This is a genomic window from Agrobacterium sp. GW821-FHT14E08 (assembly GCF_058803865.1).
Genome location: NZ_JBXAPJ010000002.1, coordinates 749,742 through 770,345, shown reverse-complemented (window position 1 = coordinate 770,345; position 20,604 = coordinate 749,742). Strand labels below are relative to the sequence as shown.

Here is a 20,604-nt window from a genome sequence, read left to right as displayed (position 1 = left end):
GATAATCAGCCGTCGAAAAATTCCTTCATCCGGGCAAAGAAGCCGGTCGATTCCGGATTGTTCTCCTTGGAGGAGAGTTGCTCGAATTCCTGCAACAGCTCGCGCTGACGCTTGCTGAGCTTCTGCGGCGTCTCGATCTGGATCTGGATATAGAGATCGCCCGTCTGCGCCGAACGCAGCACGGGCATGCCCTTGCCCTTCAGACGGAACTGCTTGCCCGGCTGGGTGCCTTCCGGAACCGTGACGCGCGACTTGGTACCGTCGAGCGTCGTGACATCGAAAGTGCCGCCAAGTGCCGCCGTGGTCATGGAAATCGGCACGGTGCAATAAAGATCGGCGCCATCGCGCTGGAAGAACTCATGCGGCCGGACTGACAGGAAGATGTAAAGATCGCCCGCCGGGCCACCGCGCATGCCGGCCTCACCTTCGCCCTGCAGGCGAATGCGGGTGCCATCCTCGATGCCCGAGGGAATGTTGACCGAGAGCGAACGCTCTTCCGTCACACGGCCCTGGCCGTGGCACTTGCCGCAGGGGTCGGAAATCGTCTGTCCACGACCATGGCAGGTCGGGCAGGTGCGCTCCACCGAGAAGAAACCCTGTGCGGCGCGCACGCGGCCGGAGCCCTGACAGGTGGCGCAGGTCTTGGGCTGCGTGCCGGGTTTGGCGCCAGAGCCGGAACAGACGTCGCAGGTGATCGAGGTCGGAACCCTGATCTGCGCCGTCTTGCCGGCGAAGGCTTCTTCCAGCGTGATTTCCATGTTGTAGCGAAGATCGGCGCCGCGCTCACGCCCGCCGGAAGAGCGGCGTGCGCGTCCACCACCCATCATCTCGCCGAAGATGTCCTCGAATATATCGGAGAAGCCGCCATTGGCGAAACCGCCGCCGCCCATGCCACCGCCGCCCATGCCGCCATTTTCAAATGCGGCGTGGCCGAAACGGTCATAGGCCGCACGCTTCTGCGGGTCCTTCAGCGTTTCGTATGCTTCGTTGATTTCCTTGAATTTCTGCTCGGATTCGGCGTTATCCGGGTTCTTGTCCGGATGATATTTCATCGCGAGTTTGCGGAAGGCGCTTTTCAGCTCTTTTTCGTCCGCGGTCTTGCTGACGCCAAGTGTTTCGTAAAAGTCTGCTTTCGCCATTAAGATAACAAGCCCCGCAAATGGATTTCCGGCTGCACGTCGGCAGCCGGATGTCTTGCATATGGTGTGAGGAGTAGGGAAGCCACGCGATTATGCGGACTTCTTGTCGTCCTTGATTTCTTCATAGTCGGCATCGACGACGTCGTCCTTGCCGCCTTCAGAAGCGTCGCCGGCCTCGGCCTGCTGCGCTTCGTAGATGGCCTGACCGAGCTTCATGGAGACTTCCATGAGGGTCTGGGTCTTCGCCTGAATGTCGTCGGCATCCGGCTCGGAAGCTTCAACCGCCGTCTTCAGGCTGGCAATGGCGTCTTCGATGGCCTTGCGGTCCGTCTCGGAAACCTTGTCACCATATTCCTTCACCGACTTCTCGGTGGAGTGAATGAGGCTTTCGGCCTGGTTCTTGGCCTCGACACCCGCACGACGCTTCTTGTCGGCTTCGGCATTGGCTTCAGCGTCCTTGACCATCTTTTCGATGTCGGCGTCGGAAAGACCACCGGAGGCCTGGATGCGGATCTGCTGTTCCTTGCCCGTCCCCTTGTCCTTGGCGGATACCTGCACGATGCCGTTGGCGTCGATATCGAAGGTCACTTCGATCTGCGGAACGCCGCGCGGCGACGGCGGCAGGCCGACGAGGTCGAACTGGCCGAGCAGCTTGTTGTCCTGCGCCATTTCGCGCTCGCCCTGCGAAACGCGGATGGTCACGGCCGACTGGTTGTCTTCGGCGGTCGAGAAGGTCTGGCTCTTCTTGGTCGGGATCGTCGTGTTGCGATCGATCAGACGGGTGAAGACGCCACCGAGCGTTTCGATGCCGAGCGACAGCGGGGTCACGTCGAGCAGCAGAACGTCCTTGACGTCGCCCTGCAGAACGCCGGCCTGAATGGCGGCGCCCATGGCGACCACTTCATCCGGGTTCACGCCCTTGTGCGGCTCCTTGCCGAACAGCTGCTTGACGACTTCCTGCACCTTCGGCATGCGGCTCATGCCACCGACGAGAACGACTTCATCGATCTCGGAAGCGGAAACGCCGGCATCCTTGAGTGCTGCCTTGCACGGTGCGACGGTGCGCTGCACCAGATCGTCCACCAGGCTTTCGAACTTGGCGCGGGTCAGCTTCAGCGTCAGGTGCTTCGGACCGGAAGCATCGGCCGTGATGAACGGCAGGTTGATTTCGGTCTGCTGCGAGGACGAAAGTTCGATCTTTGCCTTTTCCGCAGCTTCCTTGAGGCGCTGCAGAGCGAGCTTGTCGTTCTTCAGGTCGATGCCCTGATCCTTCTTGAACTCGCCGGCCAGATATTCGACCAGACGCATGTCGAAGTCTTCACCACCAAGGAAGGTATCGCCGTTGGTGGACTTCACTTCGAAAACGCCGTCGCCGATTTCCAGAACGGAAATATCGAAGGTACCGCCGCCAAGGTCGTAAACGGCGATGGTCTTGCCGTCCTTCTTGTCGAGGCCATAGGCAAGCGCTGCCGCGGTCGGCTCGTTGATGATGCGCAGAACATCAAGGCCGGCAATGCGGCCAGCATCCTTGGTTGCCTGGCGCTGGGCGTCGTTGAAGTAGGCCGGAACGGTGATGACGGCCTTCTCGACCTTTTCGCCGAGATAGGATTCAGCTGTTTCCTTCATCTTCTGAAGGATCATCGCGGAAATCTGCGACGGGGAATAATTCTTGTCCTGCGCCTTCACCCAGGCGTCGCCATTGTCGCCCTTGACGATTTCGAAGGGGACGAGGGCCTTGTCCTTTTCAACGGTCGGGTCTTCATAACGACGGCCGATGAGGCGCTTGACCGCAAACAGGGTGTTGGTCGGGTTGGTGACCGCCTGGCGCTTGGCCGGCTGGCCGACAAGGCGTTCGCCATCGTCGGAAAATGCCACCATGGACGGCGTGGTGCGCGCGCCTTCCGCGTTTTCAATTACTTTCGTGTCCTTGCCGTCCATCACTGCGACGCAGGAATTGGTCGTGCCAAGGTCGATACCGATTACTTTTGCCATGCTCTTCTCTCCTTGAAGCGAGCCGTCGGAACCCCGTGAGGCATTCCATTGACAACTCCTTGACTTGGATTTGCAGTATTCGCTGCAGTTATGCGGCGTATATAAGGAGCGATTTTTCCTGCTGCAAGGCGCAAGAGAGGGGGAAGCGCAGCAAAAAAGCGCAAGAAACCCCTGTCTGTGCAGAAGCATAGCCATCAAGGCTTGCGGAAGCGGGAAAACGCGACTTGGACATTATGCTGTCCCGCCATCAGATGCGATGGCGGCGGTGGAGAACGAGCTCCGATTCCGAAGCGGTTTTGACCGCTTTCGCGATTATGGGGCTTATGGTGGGCCGGAAGGGTCTCACGCCTCGCGAGGCACTCTCTCTTTAATCATGCTGCAAATGGCGTCGATAACCGTCTGGTCAAGTGCGCGCGGCATGTCGTGTCCCATTCCCTTGATCGGCAGATAAATCGCGTCTGGAATCGAAAGCGCCGTATCATAACCGCAGGCCGGCGGGATCAAGGGATCATCCGTTCCATGAATGATGAGCGTCGGCACCGTGATCGTCGCCAGACGTGAGCGCCGGTCCCCAGCCACGGCCATGCCGGCGATCTGCCGTGCCACGCCACCGGGATCATGGTCGCGATGCACCTCTTCCAGCAAAAGGGCGCGATGGGCGTCTTCGTTGAACGGATAACCCATGCCGGCAATCCGGCACGCGAAAGCAAGACGTACAGCCAGAAACCCTTCCTGATCGATGGTGGGATCAGGGGCGGGGCGCATCATCATCGCCATGACATCGGGTGCCGCCCGCGGCAGGGCGGGATTACCGGTGCTCGACATGATCGAAGTCAGGGAAAGGACACGGTCAGCGTGATCGCTAGCAAGAATTTGTGCGATCATGCCGCCCATGGAGCGGCCGACGACATGAGCCCTCGCGATGCCGAGCGCATCGAGAAGGCCGACGGTGTCCTTCGCCATATCGCTGAGCGAATAGGGGACGTCCGGCCGGCGTCCCGCCATCAATTCAGCCGCAAGGGTGCCGAAATCCGGTGTGGGAGAGGCGCTGAAATGGGTGGAATATCCGGTATCCCTATTGTCGAAGCGGATTACGCGATACCCTCTCGCGGCCAGGTCCTGGCAGAAAGGCTTCGTCCAGCGGATCATCTGTGTTCCCAGTCCGGAAATCAGTAGGATCGCCTCATTCGCGGCATCGCCAAAACTGTCCCAGGCGAGTTCGATGCCATTGGATTTTGCAATGTTCACGGCTGCCCTCCATCGGCAATCTTTGGAACGACTTTCGTGACGGTGGCGGAAGACAGGGAGCGCGTCACGAATACGCAGGATCGGTCAGGCCGAATGCGAGACGCAGGGCGTAAGTCCTGATATCTGCGGGCCATGAGGCGAGCCGTTCTTCCAGCGCGGGGCGATCATCCGCAAAAAGGGCGCGTGTCGCCTCTTCGTAACCGGGCAGATTTCCCGCGATCGCCTGCATGAATAGATACGCGGCCTCCTGCGCCGCTCGCCTTTGCTGATGCGGATCCATTGCCTTCCGGGCCTCTTCCACCAGACGCCGTAGAGTGGCAGAAGCGCCGCCGGGCTGGCCCGCCAGCCATTCCCATTGCCGTGGCAGCAACGTCACTTCGCGGGCGACAACTCCGAGTTTCGGCCGGCCGCGGCTTTTCTGATCCCGATCTTCCTCCGAAAGCGTCGCGTCGGAAGTGTCGGCCCTCGGGCGATACCGGCCCGCCAATGTCTTGAGAGGCTGAGACAGTCGTTCAACGATGTCCGTATCGGTACCGCGCAGATCGAGATCGACGACACGGCCCGTCGCATCATCGAACACAAGCACGGCGTCGTCGGTCTCGCCTGATCGGCCAATTGCAATGGCCACTTCGGCCAAAGGGCCGGTGAACAGCAATTTATTGCCGGAAAATGCGGTGCAAGTTTTGCTCGAAGAATTGGACATGTCGCGCTCGCCGAAATGGATGTGCGCTTAATACCCGGGTAAAATACGATTCGTCAATTATATCCGGGTAAAATTAATGCCGTTCGAAAAAGCTCGTCCAGCGAAGGTGGAATTGGAATTTGCCATGGTCAGGGATTGGCACGCCGCAGCGCGAGAAACCTGCGCTGACGATTGCCCGTGAACTCTTCGAGGCCGTTCCAGATTATGGCAATGTCCTGACAACGATCCGCGATACCAACACGTCCCGCGTCGATGCAGCTGATAGGGGCGCAAAAAAGAACGCAGCCAGCCATGGTGGGCGTCGCGCAGCTGCTCGGTGATTTTTGATGACGCGCGGTGAAATGGCGGACAGGGTGGGATTCGAACCCACGGTACGCTTTCACGCACACACGCGTTCCAGGCGTGCGCCTTAAACCACTCGGCCACCTGTCCTTTTTCAAATCTGCATGTTTTGAAGAATGCAAATCACTGGAACGGCGCGATATATACCGATGAATTCGCAGGGATCAACACGAATCTGACAGTTTTTTGAAATGTCGGCAATTTCCTGCGTTCCGATGCGATTGCAAAGCGGTTTTCCCGCCTTTATCGATGCATTATAGATTTCAAAACATGGCTGCCCGACCGGCGGCTCGTAAGCGAGGTGTCCCCCATGAAAGCTTTTTTGCGGTTTTTGAGCTTTCTTTTCCTCGTGGCGGCGGTTTTTCTGGGTGTGCTCGATTCGGTCCGCTCGGTTTCCACATCCTCGGTCAACATCACCGGCATCCTGTCCGTCTGGAACTATCTTCTTCCTGCCTCGCGCACCATGGTGGAAGCGGCCATGGCTCACTATATTCACCCTGAAGCGTGGCGCTTCGTTGAAAATGCCCTGTCGACGGTGCCGGCATTTGCCGTTTCCCTGGCGCTTTCCCTGCTTTGCTGGATGGCGGGTTACAGGAAACACAAGGCGATGAGGCGTTTGTCGGCCTGACTTTTGTCTGTTGAATTGGGCGCGCCCGCAGATGTGAACCATGAGAAGCGGCGGAACTGGCCGCATGGAGGACCGAATGTTCCTGTTCGATACGCTTTCAAAAAAGACGACGATGCCGACCGAAGAAACCGCTTTGCCCGGACGCGAAGAGGCGCTTGCGGTGCCGGAAAACCATTTCGTCAATGGCCGGCCTTTGAAAGGGCCTTATCCCGATGGTCTTGAAACCATCTATCTCGGCATGGGCTGCTTCTGGGGTGCGGAACGGCTATTCTGGAAAACGCCGGGCGTGTGGGTGACGGCGGTGGGTTATGCTGGCGGCTTTACCCGCAACCCGACCTATCAGGAGACGACGACCGGCCAGACGGGCCACGCCGAAGTGGTCAAGGTTGTTTACGATCCGGCTGTCATCTCGCTCTCGGGCCTGCTCAAGATATTCTTCGAGGAGCATGATCCCACTCAGGGAATGCGGCAGGGCAACGATGTCGGCACGACCTATCGTTCCGCCATTTACGCGACGACGGAAGGCCAGTTGCAGCAGGCGCAGAAGGCGCGTGACGCTTTTCAGGACGCCCTGGAGGCGGCGGGCCATGGCGGCGCCATCACCACCGAGATCGGGCCGCTTGAAACATTTTATTACGCGGAAGACTATCATCAGCAATATCTTGCCAAGAACCCGGGTGGCTACTGCGGCCTCAGGGGAACAGGCGTAAGCTGCAATATCGACTAGATTTTTTGCAGCTTTGGCCGGTGGAAAGACTAAAAAAGCGCCAGATTAAAGTTTTTCCACCGGGTCAAAAAAACCGGATGAATTTTTCATTGAGCCATGCAAGGATATGGGCCAAGCACAGCCGGGGAAACGGCTGGCGGTTCCGCAGACATTCCCGGTCAACGGGTTTGCGGGAGGACCCTTATAATATCAATTGCAACAACAGGGCTGCACAATGAAAAAATCCCTTCTGACACTTTTTGCGCTTGCCGCAATGTCGGCTTCTGCGCTCGCGGCGGATATCAAGCCCGCGCTGGTCTATGGCACGGGCGGCAAGTTCGACAAGTCGTTCAACGAAGCCGCTGCGGCCGGCGCTGAAAAGTTCAAGGCAGAAACGGGCATCGAGTTCCGCGATTTTGAGCCGACCAGCGACACGCAGGGCGAACAGGCCATCCGCAACTTCGCCAGCAAGGGCTTCAACCCGGTCGTCGCCGTGTCCTTCGCCTGGACCTCGGCCATGGAAAAGGTCGCGGCCGAATTCCCCGATACCAAGTTCGTCATCGTCGATTCCGTCGTCGAACTGCCGAATGTCCGCTCCGTCGTCTACAAGGAGCATGAAGGCTCTTATCTCGTCGGTCTTCTGGCGGGCATGGCCTCCAAGACCGGCAAGGTCGGCTTCATCGGCGGCATGGATATTCCGCTGATCCGTAAGTTCGCCTGTGGTTATGCGCAGGGCGCCAAGGCTGCCAACGACAAGATCGAAGTCTTCCAGAACATGACCGGCACCACGGGTGCTGCCTGGAACGATCCGGTGCGCGGCGGCGAACTCACCAAGAACCAGATCGACCAGGGTGCGGACGTGATTTACGCGGCAGCCGGCGCGACCGGTATCGGCGTGCTGCAGACCGCCGCCGACAACAAGAAGTTCTCGATCGGCGTCGATTCCAACCAGAACCACCTGCATCCGGGTTCGGTTTTGACCTCCATGGTCAAGCGCGTCGATCTGGCCGTCTACAATGCCTATAAGGATGCCAAGGACGACAAGTTCACCCCCGGCATCGTTGCGCTCGGCGTCAAGGAAGATGGCGTCGCCTACGCTCTCGACGACAACAACAAGGCCCTGATCACGCCGGAAATGACCGCCGCCGTGGACAAGGCGAAGGCCGACATCATCTCCGGCGCCGTCAAGGTTCATGACTATATGGCGGATAATTCCTGCCCGAAATGATATGATATGTAACGGGGGCGCATGATGTTTTTCATCTTGCGCCCTTTTCATATCCAGCCTTCGGAAAGGTTTCGGTTTGAGTATGGACCCTGCAATCGAACTGGTGGGCATCGACAAGAAATTCGGTGCCGTTCACGCCAACAAGAATATCAATCTGACCGTCGCCAAGGGCACGATCCACGGCATCATCGGGGAAAACGGCGCCGGGAAATCGACCCTGATGTCGATCCTCTACGGATTTTACCAGGCGGATGCCGGCGAAATCCGGGTCAATGGTGCGCCGATCGTGATCCGCGACAGCCAGGCCGCGATCAATGCCGGCATTGGCATGGTGCATCAGCATTTCATGCTGGTGGAAAATTTCACCGTGCTGGAAAACGTCATGCTCGGCGCGGAAGGCGGCGCATCGCTCGCCAAGGGCCGGGCGGCGGCCCGCAAGGAGTTGCAGCGCCTCGAGGACGATTACGGTCTGGAAGTCGATCCGGATGCGGTCATCGAAGAATTGCCGGTCGGTCTGCAGCAGCGTGTCGAAATCCTCAAAGCCATGTATCGTGGCGCCGAAATCCTGATCCTCGATGAGCCGACCGGCGTTCTGACGCCGGCTGAGGCCGATCACCTTTTCAAGATTCTCGGCGTCCTGCGCGAGCAGGGCAAGACCGTCATCCTCATCACCCACAAGCTGCGCGAGATCATGGCGATCACGGATTCCGTCTCCGTCATGCGCCGCGGTGAAATGGTTGCGACCCGCAAGACCTCCGAAACCAGCGTCGAGGAACTGGCCGAACTGATGGTTGGCCGCCGCGTGCTGCTCAGGGTGGAAAAGGGCGAGACGACACCGGGCGATGTTCTGCTCTCCATCCGTAATCTCACTGTCAAGGACAGTCGCGGCGTCACCATGGTGGATGATGTCTCGCTCGATGTTCGCGCCGGTGAAATCGTCGGCATTGCCGGCGTGGCGGGCAATGGCCAGTCTGAACTGCTCGAGGCCATCGCCGGCATCCGCAAGCCCTATTCGGGCGAGATATGGGTGGATGGCCAGAAGGTGGATCGCCCCGATCCGGCCATTCTGCGCAGGCTCGGCCTCGCGCATATCCCGGAAGACCGCCACCATATGGGGCTGGTGCTGAAGTTCGAAGAATATGAAAACTCCATCCTCGGTTATCACCATGATGAGAGATACGGCAAAGGACCGTTCCTCAACCCCGAGGCCATCCGCAGGGATGCGGTCGAAAAGATCGAGAAATACGATATCCGCCCGCCGAACCCGCAGCTGAAGACCGCCAATTTTTCCGGCGGCAACCAGCAGAAGATCGTCGTTGCCCGCGAAATCGAACGTGACCCCAAGATGCTGATCATCGGCCAGCCGACCCGCGGCGTGGATATCGGCGCCATCGAATTCATCCATCGCCGCATCATTGAAATGCGCGATGCCGGTAAGGCGATTTTGCTGGTTTCGGTCGAACTCGATGAAATCCGTTCCCTTTCGGACCGGATCATGGTCATGTTCGCCGGGCGTGTCGTTGGAGAGAAAACGGCGGAAGCCGAAGAACAGACGCTGGGCCTGATGATGGCCGGCATCGCCGCATGAGGCATGAATGAGTACCGCTTCCGTACCCCTACCAAACTGGATCAGCTACGGCCTTTTGCCGTTGCTGAACGTCGTCACCGCCTTTCTGATTTCCGGCCTCGTTGTCTGGTCTATCGGTGAAAACCCGCTGGCAGCACTTCGTCTGCTCATTGAAGGCGCGCTCGGCCGTGGTGATGCCATCGGCTTCACGCTGTTTTACACGACGAGCTTCATCTTCACGGGCCTTTCCGTCGCAGTCGCCTTTCATGCCGGCCTATTCAACATCGGCTCGGAAGGTCAGGCCTATATTGGCGGGCTGGGTGCCGCGCTGGTGGCGCTGGTGCTTGATCGCTACGTGCCATGGTATGTGACGATGCCTTTCGCCGTCATCGGTGCGGCACTTTTCGGCGCGGCCTGGGCCTTCATTCCGGCCTGGCTGCAGGCCAAGCGCGGCAGCCACGTCGTTATCACCACCATCATGTTCAACTTCATCGCGGCTGCGCTGATGGTCTATCTGCTGGTGAATGTGCTGATCGTGCCCGGCAAGATGGCGCCGGAAACGCGCACCTTTCTGCCGGGTGGGCAATTGCCGAAGCTGGACTGGCTGATGGCGCTGTTCGGCCTCAAGCTTGGGCCGGCGCCGTTCAACGTCTCCTTCATCATCGCGCTGGTCATGTGTTTCCTCGTCTGGGTACTGATCTGGCGCACCAAGCTCGGTTATGAGATGCGCACGCTCGGCATCAGCCCGTCGGCCGCTATCTATGCCGGCATTCCCTATGCACGCACCGTCATCATCGCCATGCTCATTTCCGGCGGCCTGGCGGGCATGATGGCGCTGAACCCGGTCATGGGGGCTTCCGCCCGTCTGCAGGTGGAATTCGTCGGCGGTGCAGGCTTCGTCGGCATCGCCGTGTCGCTGATGGGACGAAGCCATCCGCTCGGCATCATCTTCTCGGCATTGCTGTTCGGCATTCTCTATCAGGGCGGCGCTGACCTTTCCTTCGAGATGCCGAACATTACCCGCGAGATGATCGTGGTGATCCAGGGTCTGGTGATCCTGTTTGCCGGTGCGCTGGAATATATGTACCGGCCGGCGGTCGTCCGCATCTATCAGCGTTTGGCAAAGGGGTGAGCTGATATGGATTTTTTCGATATGCTGGTCAGCATCCTCGGCTCGACCGTCCGACTCACCATACCGCTTCTCTTCACCGCACTTGCCGGGCTTTTTTCCGAACGCGCCGGCGTGTTCGATATTGGGCTTGAAGGCAAGATGCTGGCGGCGGCCTTTGCCTCCGCCTGTGTCGCCTATCTCACGGCAGATCCATGGGCGGGTCTGCTGGCGGGCATCACCGTCTCCATCCTCTTTTCGTTGATCCATGGTTTCGCCGTCATCACCAATCGCGGCAACCAGATTGTGTCGGGCGTGGCGCTCAACTTCATCGCCGCCGGTCTGACGGTCGTTCTGGGGCAAGCCTGGTTCGGGCAGGGCGGCCGCACGCCGCAATTGCCGTCCGAAGGCCGCTTTGCGCCAATCATCCTGCCGGGTGCGGATGCGATGCGCGAAGTGCCTTTCATCGGCCCGCTTTATGCCAATGTCATTTCCGGCAACAATATCCTCACCTATCTCGCCTTTCTGGCGGTGCCGCTGTCCTGGTGGGTGCTTTACCGTACCCGTTTCGGCCTGCGTCTGCGCGCCGTGGGAGAAAACCCGGGCGCGGTGGATACGGCAGGCATTTCGGTGACATGGATGCGCTTTCGCGCCGTCATCGTCGCCGGTTTCCTCTGCGGTTTCTCAGGCGCCTATCTCGCCGTTGCGCAATCGGCGGCCTTCATCGCCAACATGTCGGCCGGCAAGGGCTATATCGCGCTTGCAGCGCTGATCTTCGCCAAATGGAAGCCGGTGCCGGTCATGTTCGCCTGCCTGCTCTTCGGTTTTCTGGATGCCTTCGCCAACTTCATGCAGGGCAAATCCGTGCCCGGTATCGGCGAGGTGCCGGTGCAGATATTCCAGGCCATGCCCTATATTCTGACCTGCATCCTGCTTGCCGGTTTCATCGGCGTCGCCAAGCCCCCCAAGGCCGGTGGCGTTGCCTATGCGAAGGAGCGTTAAATCCATGTCCTCCAACCCGACATCTCATGCGTTGTTCGAGGCAGCGGTTGAGGCCATGGCCTTTGCCCATGCGCCCTATTCGAAATTTCCGGTCGGCGCGGCCATCCGCGCCGACGATGGAAAAATCTACAAGGGCGCCAATATCGAAAACATCTCCTTCCCGCAGGGCTGGTGCGCGGAGCCTTCCGCCATCAGCGCCATGATCATGGGCGGAGCAAAGAAGATCAGCGAAATTGCCGTCATCGCCGAAAAGCTTGCTCTTTGCCCACCTTGCGGTGGCTGCCGGCAGAAGATTGCCGAATTCGCGACGCCGGAGACGAAAATCTATCTCTGTGACGAAACCGGCGTCCAGAAGGTCATGACCATGGAAGAGCTCTTGCCTGCCAGCTTCAAGACCGAGTTACCCTGATGACGGACACCCTGATCGATATTCTGGTGGAGCGCCTGAACGGCCTGATGCCGCGTGTCGCCATCGTCCTCGGCTCGGGCCTCGGTTCGCTGGTTGAAGAAGTCAGCGATCCGGTCCGGGTACCCTATGCCGAGCTTCCCGGTTTTCCCGCAAGCGGCGTTTCCGGCCATGCGGGCGAGCTGGTGGCCGGTTATCTCGGCGGCGAGCCTGTCATGATGCTTTCCGGCCGGGTGCATTTTTATGAAAAGGGCGATCCGGCGGCCATGCGGGTCGTCATCGAAGCGCTGGCCGGTCTCGGCGTGCAGTCGCTCATCCTCACCAATTCGGCAGGTTCGGTCAGGCAAGATATGCCGCCCGGCTCGGTCATGCAGATTACCGATCACATCAACTATTCCGGCATGAACCCGCTGATCGGCGAGGAAAGCGATCGCCGCTTCGTCGGCATGACCACCGCTTATGATCCTGATCTGATGATTGCCATGCGCAACGCCGCCATCCGTGCGACGGTGCCTTTGTTCGGCGGTGTCTATATGTGGTTTTCCGGCCCGAGCTTCGAAACGCCGGCGGAAATCCGCATGGCGCGGCTGCTGGGGGCGGATGCTGTTGGCATGTCCACCGTGCCGGAAGTCATCCTTGCGCGCTTTTTCGGGATGCGCGTCGCCGCCGCATCGGTTATTACCAATTACGGTGCCGGCATGACCGGCGCGGAACTGAGCCATGAAGAAACCAAGGATATGGCTCCCGTGGGCGGCAAGAGGCTTGCCGCTGTCTTGAAGGAAATGATCGCAGGAGGAGCGTGACCATGGAACTCCAGCGTCCGCGCGAAGCGGCTGCCCTCACCCTGTCCTTGCTGGACCTGACCAATCTCAAGGAAGACTGCACGCCCGAGCAGATCGCCGCTCTGTGCCAGCGGGCGCATACGGAATACGGCAATACGGCCGCGATCTGCATCTGGCCGCGTTTCGTGGCGCAGGCCCGTGCTGCTTTCGGAAAAGACCATGCTATCCGCATCGCCACGGTCGTCAATTTTCCTTCGGGCGATCTCGACATCGCGACCGTGGTTGCGGAAACCGAGGCGGCAATCCGCGACGGCGCTGACGAAATCGATCTCGTCATTCCCTATCGCAAATTCATAGCAGGCGATGAAACGGCGGTTTCCGGCATGGTGGCCGCCGTGCGCAAGGCCTGCGTTGCACCCGTGATGCTCAAGGTCATTCTTGAAACCGGCGAGTTGAAGGACAAGGCGCTGATCCGTCGCGCATCCGAACTCGCCATTGCCGAAGGGGCCGATTTCATCAAGACCTCAACCGGCAAGGTCGCGATCAACGCCACGCTGGAGGCAGCCGACATCATGTTGCAGGCGATCCGCGACAGCCGGCAGAAGGTGGGTTTCAAGCCCGCCGGCGGTATCGGCACGGTGGAGGACGCCACGCTTTACCTCAGGTTGGCGGAAACCATCATGGCGCCCAACTGGGCCATGCCGTCCACCTTCCGGTTTGGCGCCTCGGGTGTTCTCGATGATGTGTTGAACGTGCTGGCCGGCGGTGAGCCCGCCAAGGCCGCCAGCGGGTATTGAGCTTGATCCCGCAGGAAATCATCCGCCGCAAACGCGATGGCCTGTCACTTGAGCCTCGTGAGATTGCCGCTTTCATAGAGGCGCTTTCGAAAGATGGCATCTCGGAAGGCCAGGCGGCTGCCTTTGCCATGGCGGTGTTCTTTCGCGGCATGAGCCGGGATGAGATGGTGGCGCTGACGCTCGCGATGCGCGACAGCGGCGATATCCTCTCATGGAGCGATCTCGGCAGGCCGGTGGCGGACAAGCACTCCACCGGCGGTGTTGGCGATAATGTCTCCCTGATGCTCGCCCCCATCGTTGCCGCCTGTGGTCTCGCCGTGCCGATGATTTCCGGCAGGGGCCTTGGCCATACCGGCGGCACACTGGACAAGCTGGAAGCGATTCCCGGTTACAATGTCATGCCGGACGAGGCGTTGTTTCGCCGGACGGTAAAGACGGTCGGCTGCGCCATCATCGGCCAGACGGGCGATCTCGCCCCCGCCGATAAACGCCTTTATGCCATTCGCGATGTGACCGCCACGGTCGATTCCATACCGTTGATCACCGCTTCCATCCTGTCGAAAAAGCTTGCAGCCGGGCTGCAAACGCTGGTTCTGGATGTGAAGGTCGGCAGCGGTGCTTTCATGCAGAGCGTCGAGGATGCCCGCAATCTGGCCCGCGCGCTGGTCGATGTGGCGAATGGCGCAGGCCTGCCGACAACGGCGCTGATAACCGACATGAACCAGCCGCTTGGCGATGCCGCCGGCAACGCGGTCGAAATCATCAATTGTCTGGATTTTCTGGCCGGTCGCAAGGCCGGCACCCGTCTTGAAAAGGTGGTCCTGTCGTTTGCGGCGGAAATGCTGGTGCAGGCGAAAAAGGCGGCCACGCTGGAGGAAGGAGAGGCGCTGGCGTCAGCTGCGCTCTCCTCCGGTCGGGCGCTGGAAATCTTTGCACGGATGGCTTCGGCACTGGGCGGTCCATTGGACTTCGTTGAGCACCCGTCCCGCTATCTGCCGTCTGCTCCGGTCATTCTTCCGGTTCTGGCGGAGCGTAGCGGCTTGCTCGCCTCCTGCGCCACGCGTGATCTTGGCATGGTTGTCGTCGAGCTCGGTGGCGGCAGAAAAAAGCCATCGGACACGATCGATCCTTCCGTCGGTATTTCGGATATCCTGCCGCTCGGTGCGAAAGTGGAAAAGGGCGAGCCGATCGCCATTGTCCACGCCGCTTCCAGCGACGACGCAGAACGTGCGGTGAAAAGGGTAGCGGCCTGCTACGGAATTGCCGACAGCTTGCCAGAGATCGATGCGCCCATTCTCGAGCGGGTCACCTGACCAGCCGCATCTCGCCGCCCGATACCTTGAAAGACGATAGTTGTTTGAGGAAGCTCATGCCGATCAGCATGTTACCGAGCGCATTGTCCTTCAGCACCATGGCGTCGACATTCTGCACCCGGATAGCGCCGATCTCCACCCGGTCGAGCTTCACATAGGCTGCCATGGTCTGGCCATTGGCCGTTGAAATCGCGTATTTAAAATCGAGGCTGTTGACGCCGTAACCGAGCCGGCGCGCAATCGTCTCGTTGATGGCGACCATGGAAGCGCCGGTATCGACAAGTCCGTCGAAGGATTTGCCGTTGATGCGGAAGGTGGCGTTGAAGTGGCCGCGGGCATCCGCTTTCAGATTGACACCGCCAAGGGAGACGGACTCCGGTTTGGCTGCTTCGGGTCTGGCTTCCGCTTTCTCAATGCTTGCTTCCGGGCGCGGCTGAAATTTTTCCACCAGCGCCGGAATTTGCGTGGCACCGACCGAAAGGCCAACAAGCAGAAAAATCGCGCGCGTCAGCAAGCCTTTGCTCCTCCAGGGGCAGGTTATTCTTGCCCAGAATAGACGGAAAACATGCTGAAACCTTAAAAGAAAAAGCCATTCGCCGCTGGTGGAGGCGGCGAATGGCTCAAACGGTTAAGCAATGATGAACGGGTTTATTTGGTGCCGTACATGCGGTCGCCGGCATCGCCGAGACCGGGAACGATATAACCCTTCTCGTTCAGATGGCTGTCGATCGCGGCGGTGTAGATATGCACATCGGGATGCGCTTCGCGGAAGTTCTTGATACCCTCAGGTGCCGCCAGCAGACACAGGAAGCGGATATTCTTCGCACCGCGTTCCTTCAGCTTTTCCACCGCGGCGATGGAGGAATTGCCGGTTGCCAGCATCGGATCGACAACGATGATCAGGCGCGCATCGAGACTTTCTGGAGCCTTGAAGTAATATTCGACAGCTTCCAGCGTGTCATGATCGCGATAAACGCCGATATGGGACACACGCGCCGAAGGCACGAGTTCAAGCATGCCTTCCAGCAGGCCGTTGCCGGCGCGCAGGATGGAGGCGAAAACCAGCTTCTTGCCTTCGAGCACGGGGGCCTCGATGGTTTCGAGCGGCGTATCGATGGTTTCCATCGTCATTTCAAGGTCGCGCGTCACTTCATAGCAGAGCAGCGTTGAAATTTCCCTGAGCAGGCGGCGGAAGCCGGCCGTGGAAGTTTCCTTCTTGCGCATGATGGTAAGTTTGTGCCGCACCAGCGGATGTTCGATGACTGTGACGCCGTCCATGAAACTGGCCTTCCTTTTTATCTTATGCCCTGTAATTCACCGAAAGTGCGTTTTTCGCAAGCCTTCTTCGCGGTTTTACCCCCGCGAACCGCAGCGTCAGGCGCCATCGAGTTTCGCAAGCAGTCGCGCGCGTGTTTCCTCGTCCACGAAGGCGCATTCCAGTGCGGTCCGTGTCATACGGTTGATCTCGGCATCGCTGAAGCCGAACTCATCCGCAGCCAGCGCATATTCCCGCGCAAGCGAGGTAAAGAAGAATGGCGGGTCGTCGGAACTGATGCACACACGCACTCCGGCATCGCTGAGAGCTTTCAGCGGGTGGCTGGCAAAATCAGGATAGACGTTGAGCGCGATATTCGAGCCGGGGCAGACTTCCAGAACCGTTCCCACCTCGGCCAGCCGGGCGACAAGACCGGCATCTTCGATGGCGCGCACGCCATGGCCAATACGCGCAGGCTTGACGAGGTCGAGCGCGTCGGCAACGCTTTCCGGGCCGCAAACCTCACCGGCATGGATGGTCAGCCCGAGGCCCGCATCGCGGGCAATGTCGAAGGCGCGGGCATAGTCTGCAACCCGCCCCATGCGCTCTTCGCCGGCCATGTTGAATCCGGTCACCAGCGGGTGCCGGGCGCGGGCCGCATATTCGGCCGCCGCGATCACCCGGTCAGGACCGAAATGCCGCTCGCCGGTGACGATGATGCGGGTTTCGATGCCGGTTTTTTCCTTTGCGACGCGGATGCCTTCGGCAATGCCGGCCAGATAGGCGTCGGCGCCGAGCCCGATGCGGTCGCCATGATCGGGCGAAATGATCAGCTCGCTATAGATGGTATTGGCTTCGGCAAGTTCGGTCAGATAGGTTTCAGTCAGGACGGCATAATCCTCATCCGTCTTGAACACCTGCGCCACCGCGTCATAACAACGGATGAATTCGGCGAAATCCGACCAGACATATTGGCCGTCCCGGAGAAAACCGCTGGTGTCGATGCCGTATTTCTCCGCCTGTTTCGCAACGAGGGCGGGCGGGGCCGCACCTTCGAGGTGGCAGTGAATTTCCGCTTTCAGCAAATGCGATGTCAAATGAAGCTCCTGCCGTGAGAACCGGCCTCGATGCCAAGATGGTGGGCGATGCTTTCGCCGATATCGGCGTAGCTTGAACGGATGCCGACGTCACGCGAGCGGATGCCCGGTCCAAATGCCATGATCGGGACCCTTTCACGTGTATGGTCCGTGCCCCGCCATGTGGGGTCGCAACCGTGGTCGGCGGTGAGAAGGGCGATATCTCCCGGTTTCATCTTGCGATGGATTTCGGGAATACGGGCGTCGAAAGCCTCAAGGGCGGCGGCATAACCGGCAACGTCACGACGATGGCCGTAAAGCATGTCGAAATCGACGAAATTGGTGAAGACAAGATCGCCATTTTCGGCTTCATCGATGGCCTGTAGCGTTGCATCCATCAGGGCGCTGTTGCCATTTGCCTTGATGACGCGCGAAACACCCTGATGGGCATAGATATCACCGATCTTGCCGATGGCATGCACCTTGCGCTCCGCCTCCACCAGCCGGTCAAGCAGGGTCGGCTCGGGCGGCAGAACGGAGAAGTCGCGGCGGTTGCCGGTGCGTTCGAAGGTGGCGGCGGTCTCGCCGATGAAGGGGCGCGCAATGACACGGCCGATATTGAGCGGATCGAGCAGCTTGCGCACCGTCTCACAAAGCGCGATGAGCCGCTCCAGACCGAAATGCGTTTCGTGCGCGGCGATCTGGAAAACGGAATCGGATGAGGTGTAGCAGATCGGTTTGCCGCTTCTGATATGGTCTTCGCCGAGCTCGGCGATGATCTCGGTGCCGGAAGCATGGCAATTGCCGAGAATGCCTGGAATATTTGCCTCCTTGCAGATCGCTTCCACCAGTTCCGGCGAAAACGCATCGCCTTCCGTCGGGAAATATCCCCAGTCGAAGGTTACGGGCGTCCCGGCGATCTCCCAGTGGCCGGACGGGGTATCCTTGCCTTTTGAGATTTCGCTGGCGGAACCGTGCAGGCCGAAAATGCGCTCCGGCGGTTCCATGCCTGCGGGAATGTCGCCGCTTGCCTGCCGCGCAATCTCCAGCAGGCCGAGCGAACACATATTCGGCAGTTTCAACGGACCGGAGCGAAGCCCCGCTTTGTCGGCAGCGCCCGCCGCACAGAATTCCGCGATATGGCCGAGCGTGTTTGCGCCAAGATCGCCATAGCGCTCCGCGTCGGGTGCGCCGCCGACGCCAAAGGAATCCAGAACGAGAAGAAATGCTCTTGCCATAACTCACCGAAACAAAATGCGCCGACGGGCAATGTCAGGCCGAACTGTCGTTATAGATCAGCAAAACGTGAAGAAGAAAGTGATTTTATGAACCATCCGGTAAAACCGGCTGCTCAATCCTTGTCCCGTTTCGATTTCGGCGCGTTGAGATTGCGCAGGACATACCAGCCGGCCGCAACCACCATGGCCGCCAGAATATACCACGTTATGGCATAGGACAGGTGGTTGTTGGGGAAGGTCAGCATGGTTTTGCCGCCGATCGGCAGGCCGCCCGGATTTGGCGTCGCATCGGCATCAATGTAAAACGGCGCCACGTTGGAAAGGCCGGATGCCTGCGATATTTGCGGGATGTTACGGGAGTACCAGCGCCCATTTGCTGGATCGTTGGTTCGAAGGAAAAGCCCGCCGGTTTCCGGAGCGCGCATCAACCCGACGATCTCGACATTTCCGGCGGGTTCGCCTTCACGCCTGGAGGATGGGTCCCGTTTGTCGGAAGGCACGAAGCCGCGATTGACGATAACGCTTGAACCGTCTTCGCGTCTGAGCGGCGTCATCACCCAGTAGCCGGGGCCGAGATCGCTAACCGTATAGACCTGAACTTGCCTGTCGTTGAGGAAGGTGCCGGATAGTTTCACGCGGCGATATTCATAGCCTGCGGGATCGGCAAGGGCCGGCCACTCGGCGGCGGCAGGGGCCTCGACAGGGGCCGCATGGGCGCGAGCCTCGATGCGTTGGATAAGATCGAGCTTCCAGGAAAGACGTTTGACCTGCCATGTTCCGAGCGCAAGCAGAGAGCCCGTCAGGACGATGGTTAAAAACAGGACGACGATTGCCGCGGGGCGGATACGGCGCTTCTGCGGGGCGGTTGTCGATGGATCGGTCATGATTTCACAGTCCTTGCAAGGCCATGCGGCTTGCCGCGGCAGCGCTTTCGGCCGCAGGCATCCGGTCTTCCAGCAAATAACCCCATAAATCGCACCACGATTCATGGGGTTATGTGTTGGTGCGTTAGCCGGCCCGCCGGAAACCCGGCAGGCCGTTGATTTATGCTGCTCAGGGCAGGTTCTTCACATCTTCGATATGCAGCGGCATCATGTTCTTGTTCATGTTGTACATGACCCAGAGCGAGCCGGAGAGCGTGATCAGGAGCACCACGACGGTGAAGATCAGCGCCATGAAGGTCCAGCCGCCTTCGGACTTGGTGTCCATGTGCAGGAAGTAGATCATGTGCACGAAGATCTGGATGACGCCGAGACCCATGATCGCGATGACCAGCAGGGTCTTGTTTTCAAGAACGTCGCCCATGACAAGCCAGAAGGGGATCGCTGTCAGGATAACCGACAGGACGAAGCCGATCATGTAGCTCTTGAAGGTGCCGTGGCTCGCGCCATCATGGTGATGGTCGTCGCCATGCGCGTCGTGGTGTGCGTGTGCTTCGGAACTCATCAAAGAACTCCCATGAGATAAACGAAGGAGAAGACGCCGATCCAGATGACGTCAAGGAAGTGCCAGAACATCGACAGGCACATCAGGCGACGCTTGTTTGCCGCGATCAGGCCGTGCTTGGCGACCTGGAACATCAGCGTGACGAGCCAGATGATGCCGAAGGTGACGTGCAGGCCGTGCGTACCGACCAGCGCGAAGAAGGCCGACAGGAACGCCGAACGCTGCGGACCCGCGCCTTCCGCGATCAGGTGATGGAACTCGTAGAGTTCGACGGCGAGGAAGGCGAGGCCGAACAGGCCGGTGACGCCAAGCCATACCAGTGTCGACTTCACCTTCTTCTTTTCCATTTCCAGCATGGCAAAGCCATAGGTGATGGAGGAGAAGAGCAGGAAGCCGGTATTGATCGCCACCAGCTTGAGATCGAACAGGTCGGCGCCCGAAGGGCCGGCCGCATAGTTGCGGCCGACAACGGCATAGGTGGCAAACAGGGTCGCGAAGATGAGGCAGTCGCTCATCAGGTAGAGCCAGAAGCCCAGCGAGGTGCCGTTCTCCGGGTGGTGGTCTTCCTTCAGGTAGAAGACCGGTGGTTCAGCGCCGTCGACGCTTTGTGCAGGTGCATGAGCCATAT

At 59.5% G+C, this 20,604-nt stretch carries 21 protein-coding genes and 1 tRNA gene; 10 read left to right on the top strand and 12 right to left on the bottom strand.

Features of this window, described 5'->3' with window-relative positions; all coding sequences use genetic code 11:
* Positions 1-5: 5 nt before the first annotated feature.
* The 5 genes from dnaJ to AC1ROR_RS12460 form a co-directional block, all read right to left on the bottom strand.
* Positions 6-1,139 (bottom strand): molecular chaperone DnaJ, encoded by a 1,134-nt coding sequence (gene dnaJ / locus AC1ROR_RS12480; RefSeq protein ID WP_035219642.1) that lies wholly within the window; start codon positions 1,137-1,139, stop codon positions 6-8.
* A 90-nt stretch (positions 1,140-1,229) separates the two neighbouring features.
* Positions 1,230-3,131, bottom strand: coding sequence for a molecular chaperone DnaK (dnaK, locus tag AC1ROR_RS12475; RefSeq protein WP_035219639.1), 1,902 nt, complete (start codon positions 3,129-3,131; stop codon positions 1,230-1,232).
* A 342-nt stretch (positions 3,132-3,473) separates the two neighbouring features.
* Positions 3,474-4,379: an alpha/beta fold hydrolase gene (locus AC1ROR_RS12470; RefSeq protein ID WP_498589559.1), complete on the bottom strand. Its 906-nt coding sequence runs from the start codon at positions 4,377-4,379 to the stop codon at positions 3,474-3,476.
* A 64-nt stretch (positions 4,380-4,443) separates the two neighbouring features.
* The gene (locus AC1ROR_RS12465) at positions 4,444-5,082 is read right to left on the bottom strand and encodes a DUF2239 family protein (protein WP_142174691.1); all 639 of its coding nucleotides are present in this window, start codon (positions 5,080-5,082) and stop codon (positions 4,444-4,446) included.
* A 342-nt stretch (positions 5,083-5,424) separates the two neighbouring features.
* Positions 5,425-5,514, bottom strand: a tRNA-Ser gene (locus tag AC1ROR_RS12460).
* Between the two features lie 220 nt (positions 5,515-5,734).
* Between AC1ROR_RS12460 and AC1ROR_RS12455 the strand changes: the two genes are divergently transcribed.
* From AC1ROR_RS12455 to deoA, 10 genes are all read left to right on the top strand, one after another.
* The gene (locus AC1ROR_RS12455; RefSeq protein ID WP_035219627.1) at positions 5,735-6,052 is read left to right on the top strand and encodes a hypothetical protein; all 318 of its coding nucleotides are present in this window, start codon (positions 5,735-5,737) and stop codon (positions 6,050-6,052) included.
* A gap of 76 nt (positions 6,053-6,128) precedes the next feature.
* Entirely contained in the window at positions 6,129-6,779 is a 651-nt protein-coding gene (gene msrA / locus AC1ROR_RS12450) for a peptide-methionine (S)-S-oxide reductase MsrA (protein WP_498589558.1), read from the top strand.
* 214 nt (positions 6,780-6,993) lie between these two features.
* A complete protein-coding gene (locus tag AC1ROR_RS12445; RefSeq protein ID WP_004439166.1) occupies positions 6,994-7,986 on the top strand; it encodes a BMP family lipoprotein in 993 nt (330 codons plus the stop codon).
* A gap of 82 nt (positions 7,987-8,068) precedes the next feature.
* Entirely contained in the window at positions 8,069-9,574 is a 1,506-nt protein-coding gene (locus AC1ROR_RS12440) for an ABC transporter ATP-binding protein (RefSeq protein WP_080722937.1), read from the top strand.
* Between the two features lie 7 nt (positions 9,575-9,581).
* Positions 9,582-10,685 (top strand): ABC transporter permease, encoded by a 1,104-nt coding sequence (locus tag AC1ROR_RS12435; RefSeq protein ID WP_498589557.1) that lies wholly within the window; start codon positions 9,582-9,584, stop codon positions 10,683-10,685.
* 6 nt (positions 10,686-10,691) lie between these two features.
* Positions 10,692-11,663 (top strand): ABC transporter permease, encoded by a 972-nt coding sequence (locus tag AC1ROR_RS12430; RefSeq protein ID WP_003493080.1) that lies wholly within the window; start codon positions 10,692-10,694, stop codon positions 11,661-11,663.
* Positions 11,664-11,667: 4 nt separating this feature from the next.
* Entirely contained in the window at positions 11,668-12,072 is a 405-nt protein-coding gene (locus AC1ROR_RS12425; protein ID WP_080833002.1) for a cytidine deaminase, read from the top strand.
* On the top strand, positions 12,072-12,872 hold the full coding sequence (locus tag AC1ROR_RS12420; protein WP_498589556.1) for a purine-nucleoside phosphorylase: 801 nt from the start codon (positions 12,072-12,074) through the stop codon (positions 12,870-12,872). Before AC1ROR_RS12425 ends, AC1ROR_RS12420 begins: the two co-directional genes overlap by 1 nt.
* 2 nt (positions 12,873-12,874) lie before the next feature.
* Positions 12,875-13,648: a deoxyribose-phosphate aldolase gene (gene deoC / locus AC1ROR_RS12415; RefSeq protein WP_498589555.1), complete on the top strand. Its 774-nt coding sequence runs from the start codon at positions 12,875-12,877 to the stop codon at positions 13,646-13,648.
* A complete protein-coding gene (gene deoA, locus AC1ROR_RS12410; protein WP_498589554.1) occupies positions 13,645-14,961 on the top strand; it encodes a thymidine phosphorylase in 1,317 nt (438 codons plus the stop codon). The genes deoC and deoA overlap by 4 nt, the downstream gene beginning before the upstream one ends.
* Here deoA and AC1ROR_RS12405 read toward each other — a convergent pair.
* From AC1ROR_RS12405 to cyoC, 7 genes are all read right to left on the bottom strand, one after another.
* Positions 14,954-15,475, bottom strand: coding sequence for a TIGR02281 family clan AA aspartic protease (locus AC1ROR_RS12405; protein ID WP_498589553.1), 522 nt, complete (start codon positions 15,473-15,475; stop codon positions 14,954-14,956). The two genes, deoA and AC1ROR_RS12405, sit on opposite strands and share 8 nt — an antisense overlap.
* A 134-nt stretch (positions 15,476-15,609) precedes the next feature.
* On the bottom strand, positions 15,610-16,239 hold the full coding sequence (gene upp, locus AC1ROR_RS12400; RefSeq protein WP_003524359.1) for a uracil phosphoribosyltransferase: 630 nt from the start codon (positions 16,237-16,239) through the stop codon (positions 15,610-15,612).
* A 96-nt stretch (positions 16,240-16,335) separates the two neighbouring features.
* Positions 16,336-17,313 (bottom strand): adenosine deaminase, encoded by a 978-nt coding sequence (locus AC1ROR_RS12395; protein ID WP_498589552.1) that lies wholly within the window; start codon positions 17,311-17,313, stop codon positions 16,336-16,338.
* Positions 17,310-18,530 carry a phosphopentomutase gene (locus AC1ROR_RS12390; RefSeq protein WP_498589551.1) on the bottom strand — a complete coding sequence of 407 codons (1,221 nt, stop codon included), beginning with the start codon at positions 18,528-18,530 and terminating at the stop codon, positions 17,310-17,312. Before AC1ROR_RS12390 ends, AC1ROR_RS12395 begins: the two co-directional genes overlap by 4 nt.
* A 113-nt stretch (positions 18,531-18,643) precedes the next feature.
* Positions 18,644-19,414, bottom strand: a complete 771-nt coding sequence (locus AC1ROR_RS12385; RefSeq protein WP_498589550.1) for an SURF1 family protein — start codon at positions 19,412-19,414, stop codon at positions 18,644-18,646.
* Positions 19,415-19,583: 169 nt separating this feature from the next.
* Positions 19,584-19,976, bottom strand: a complete 393-nt coding sequence (gene cyoD / locus AC1ROR_RS12380; RefSeq protein WP_035219607.1) for a cytochrome o ubiquinol oxidase subunit IV — start codon at positions 19,974-19,976, stop codon at positions 19,584-19,586.
* Positions 19,976-20,602, bottom strand: coding sequence for a cytochrome o ubiquinol oxidase subunit III (cyoC, locus tag AC1ROR_RS12375; RefSeq protein WP_498589549.1), 627 nt, complete (start codon positions 20,600-20,602; stop codon positions 19,976-19,978). Before cyoC ends, cyoD begins: the two co-directional genes overlap by 1 nt.
* Positions 20,603-20,604: the final 2 nt, after the last annotated feature.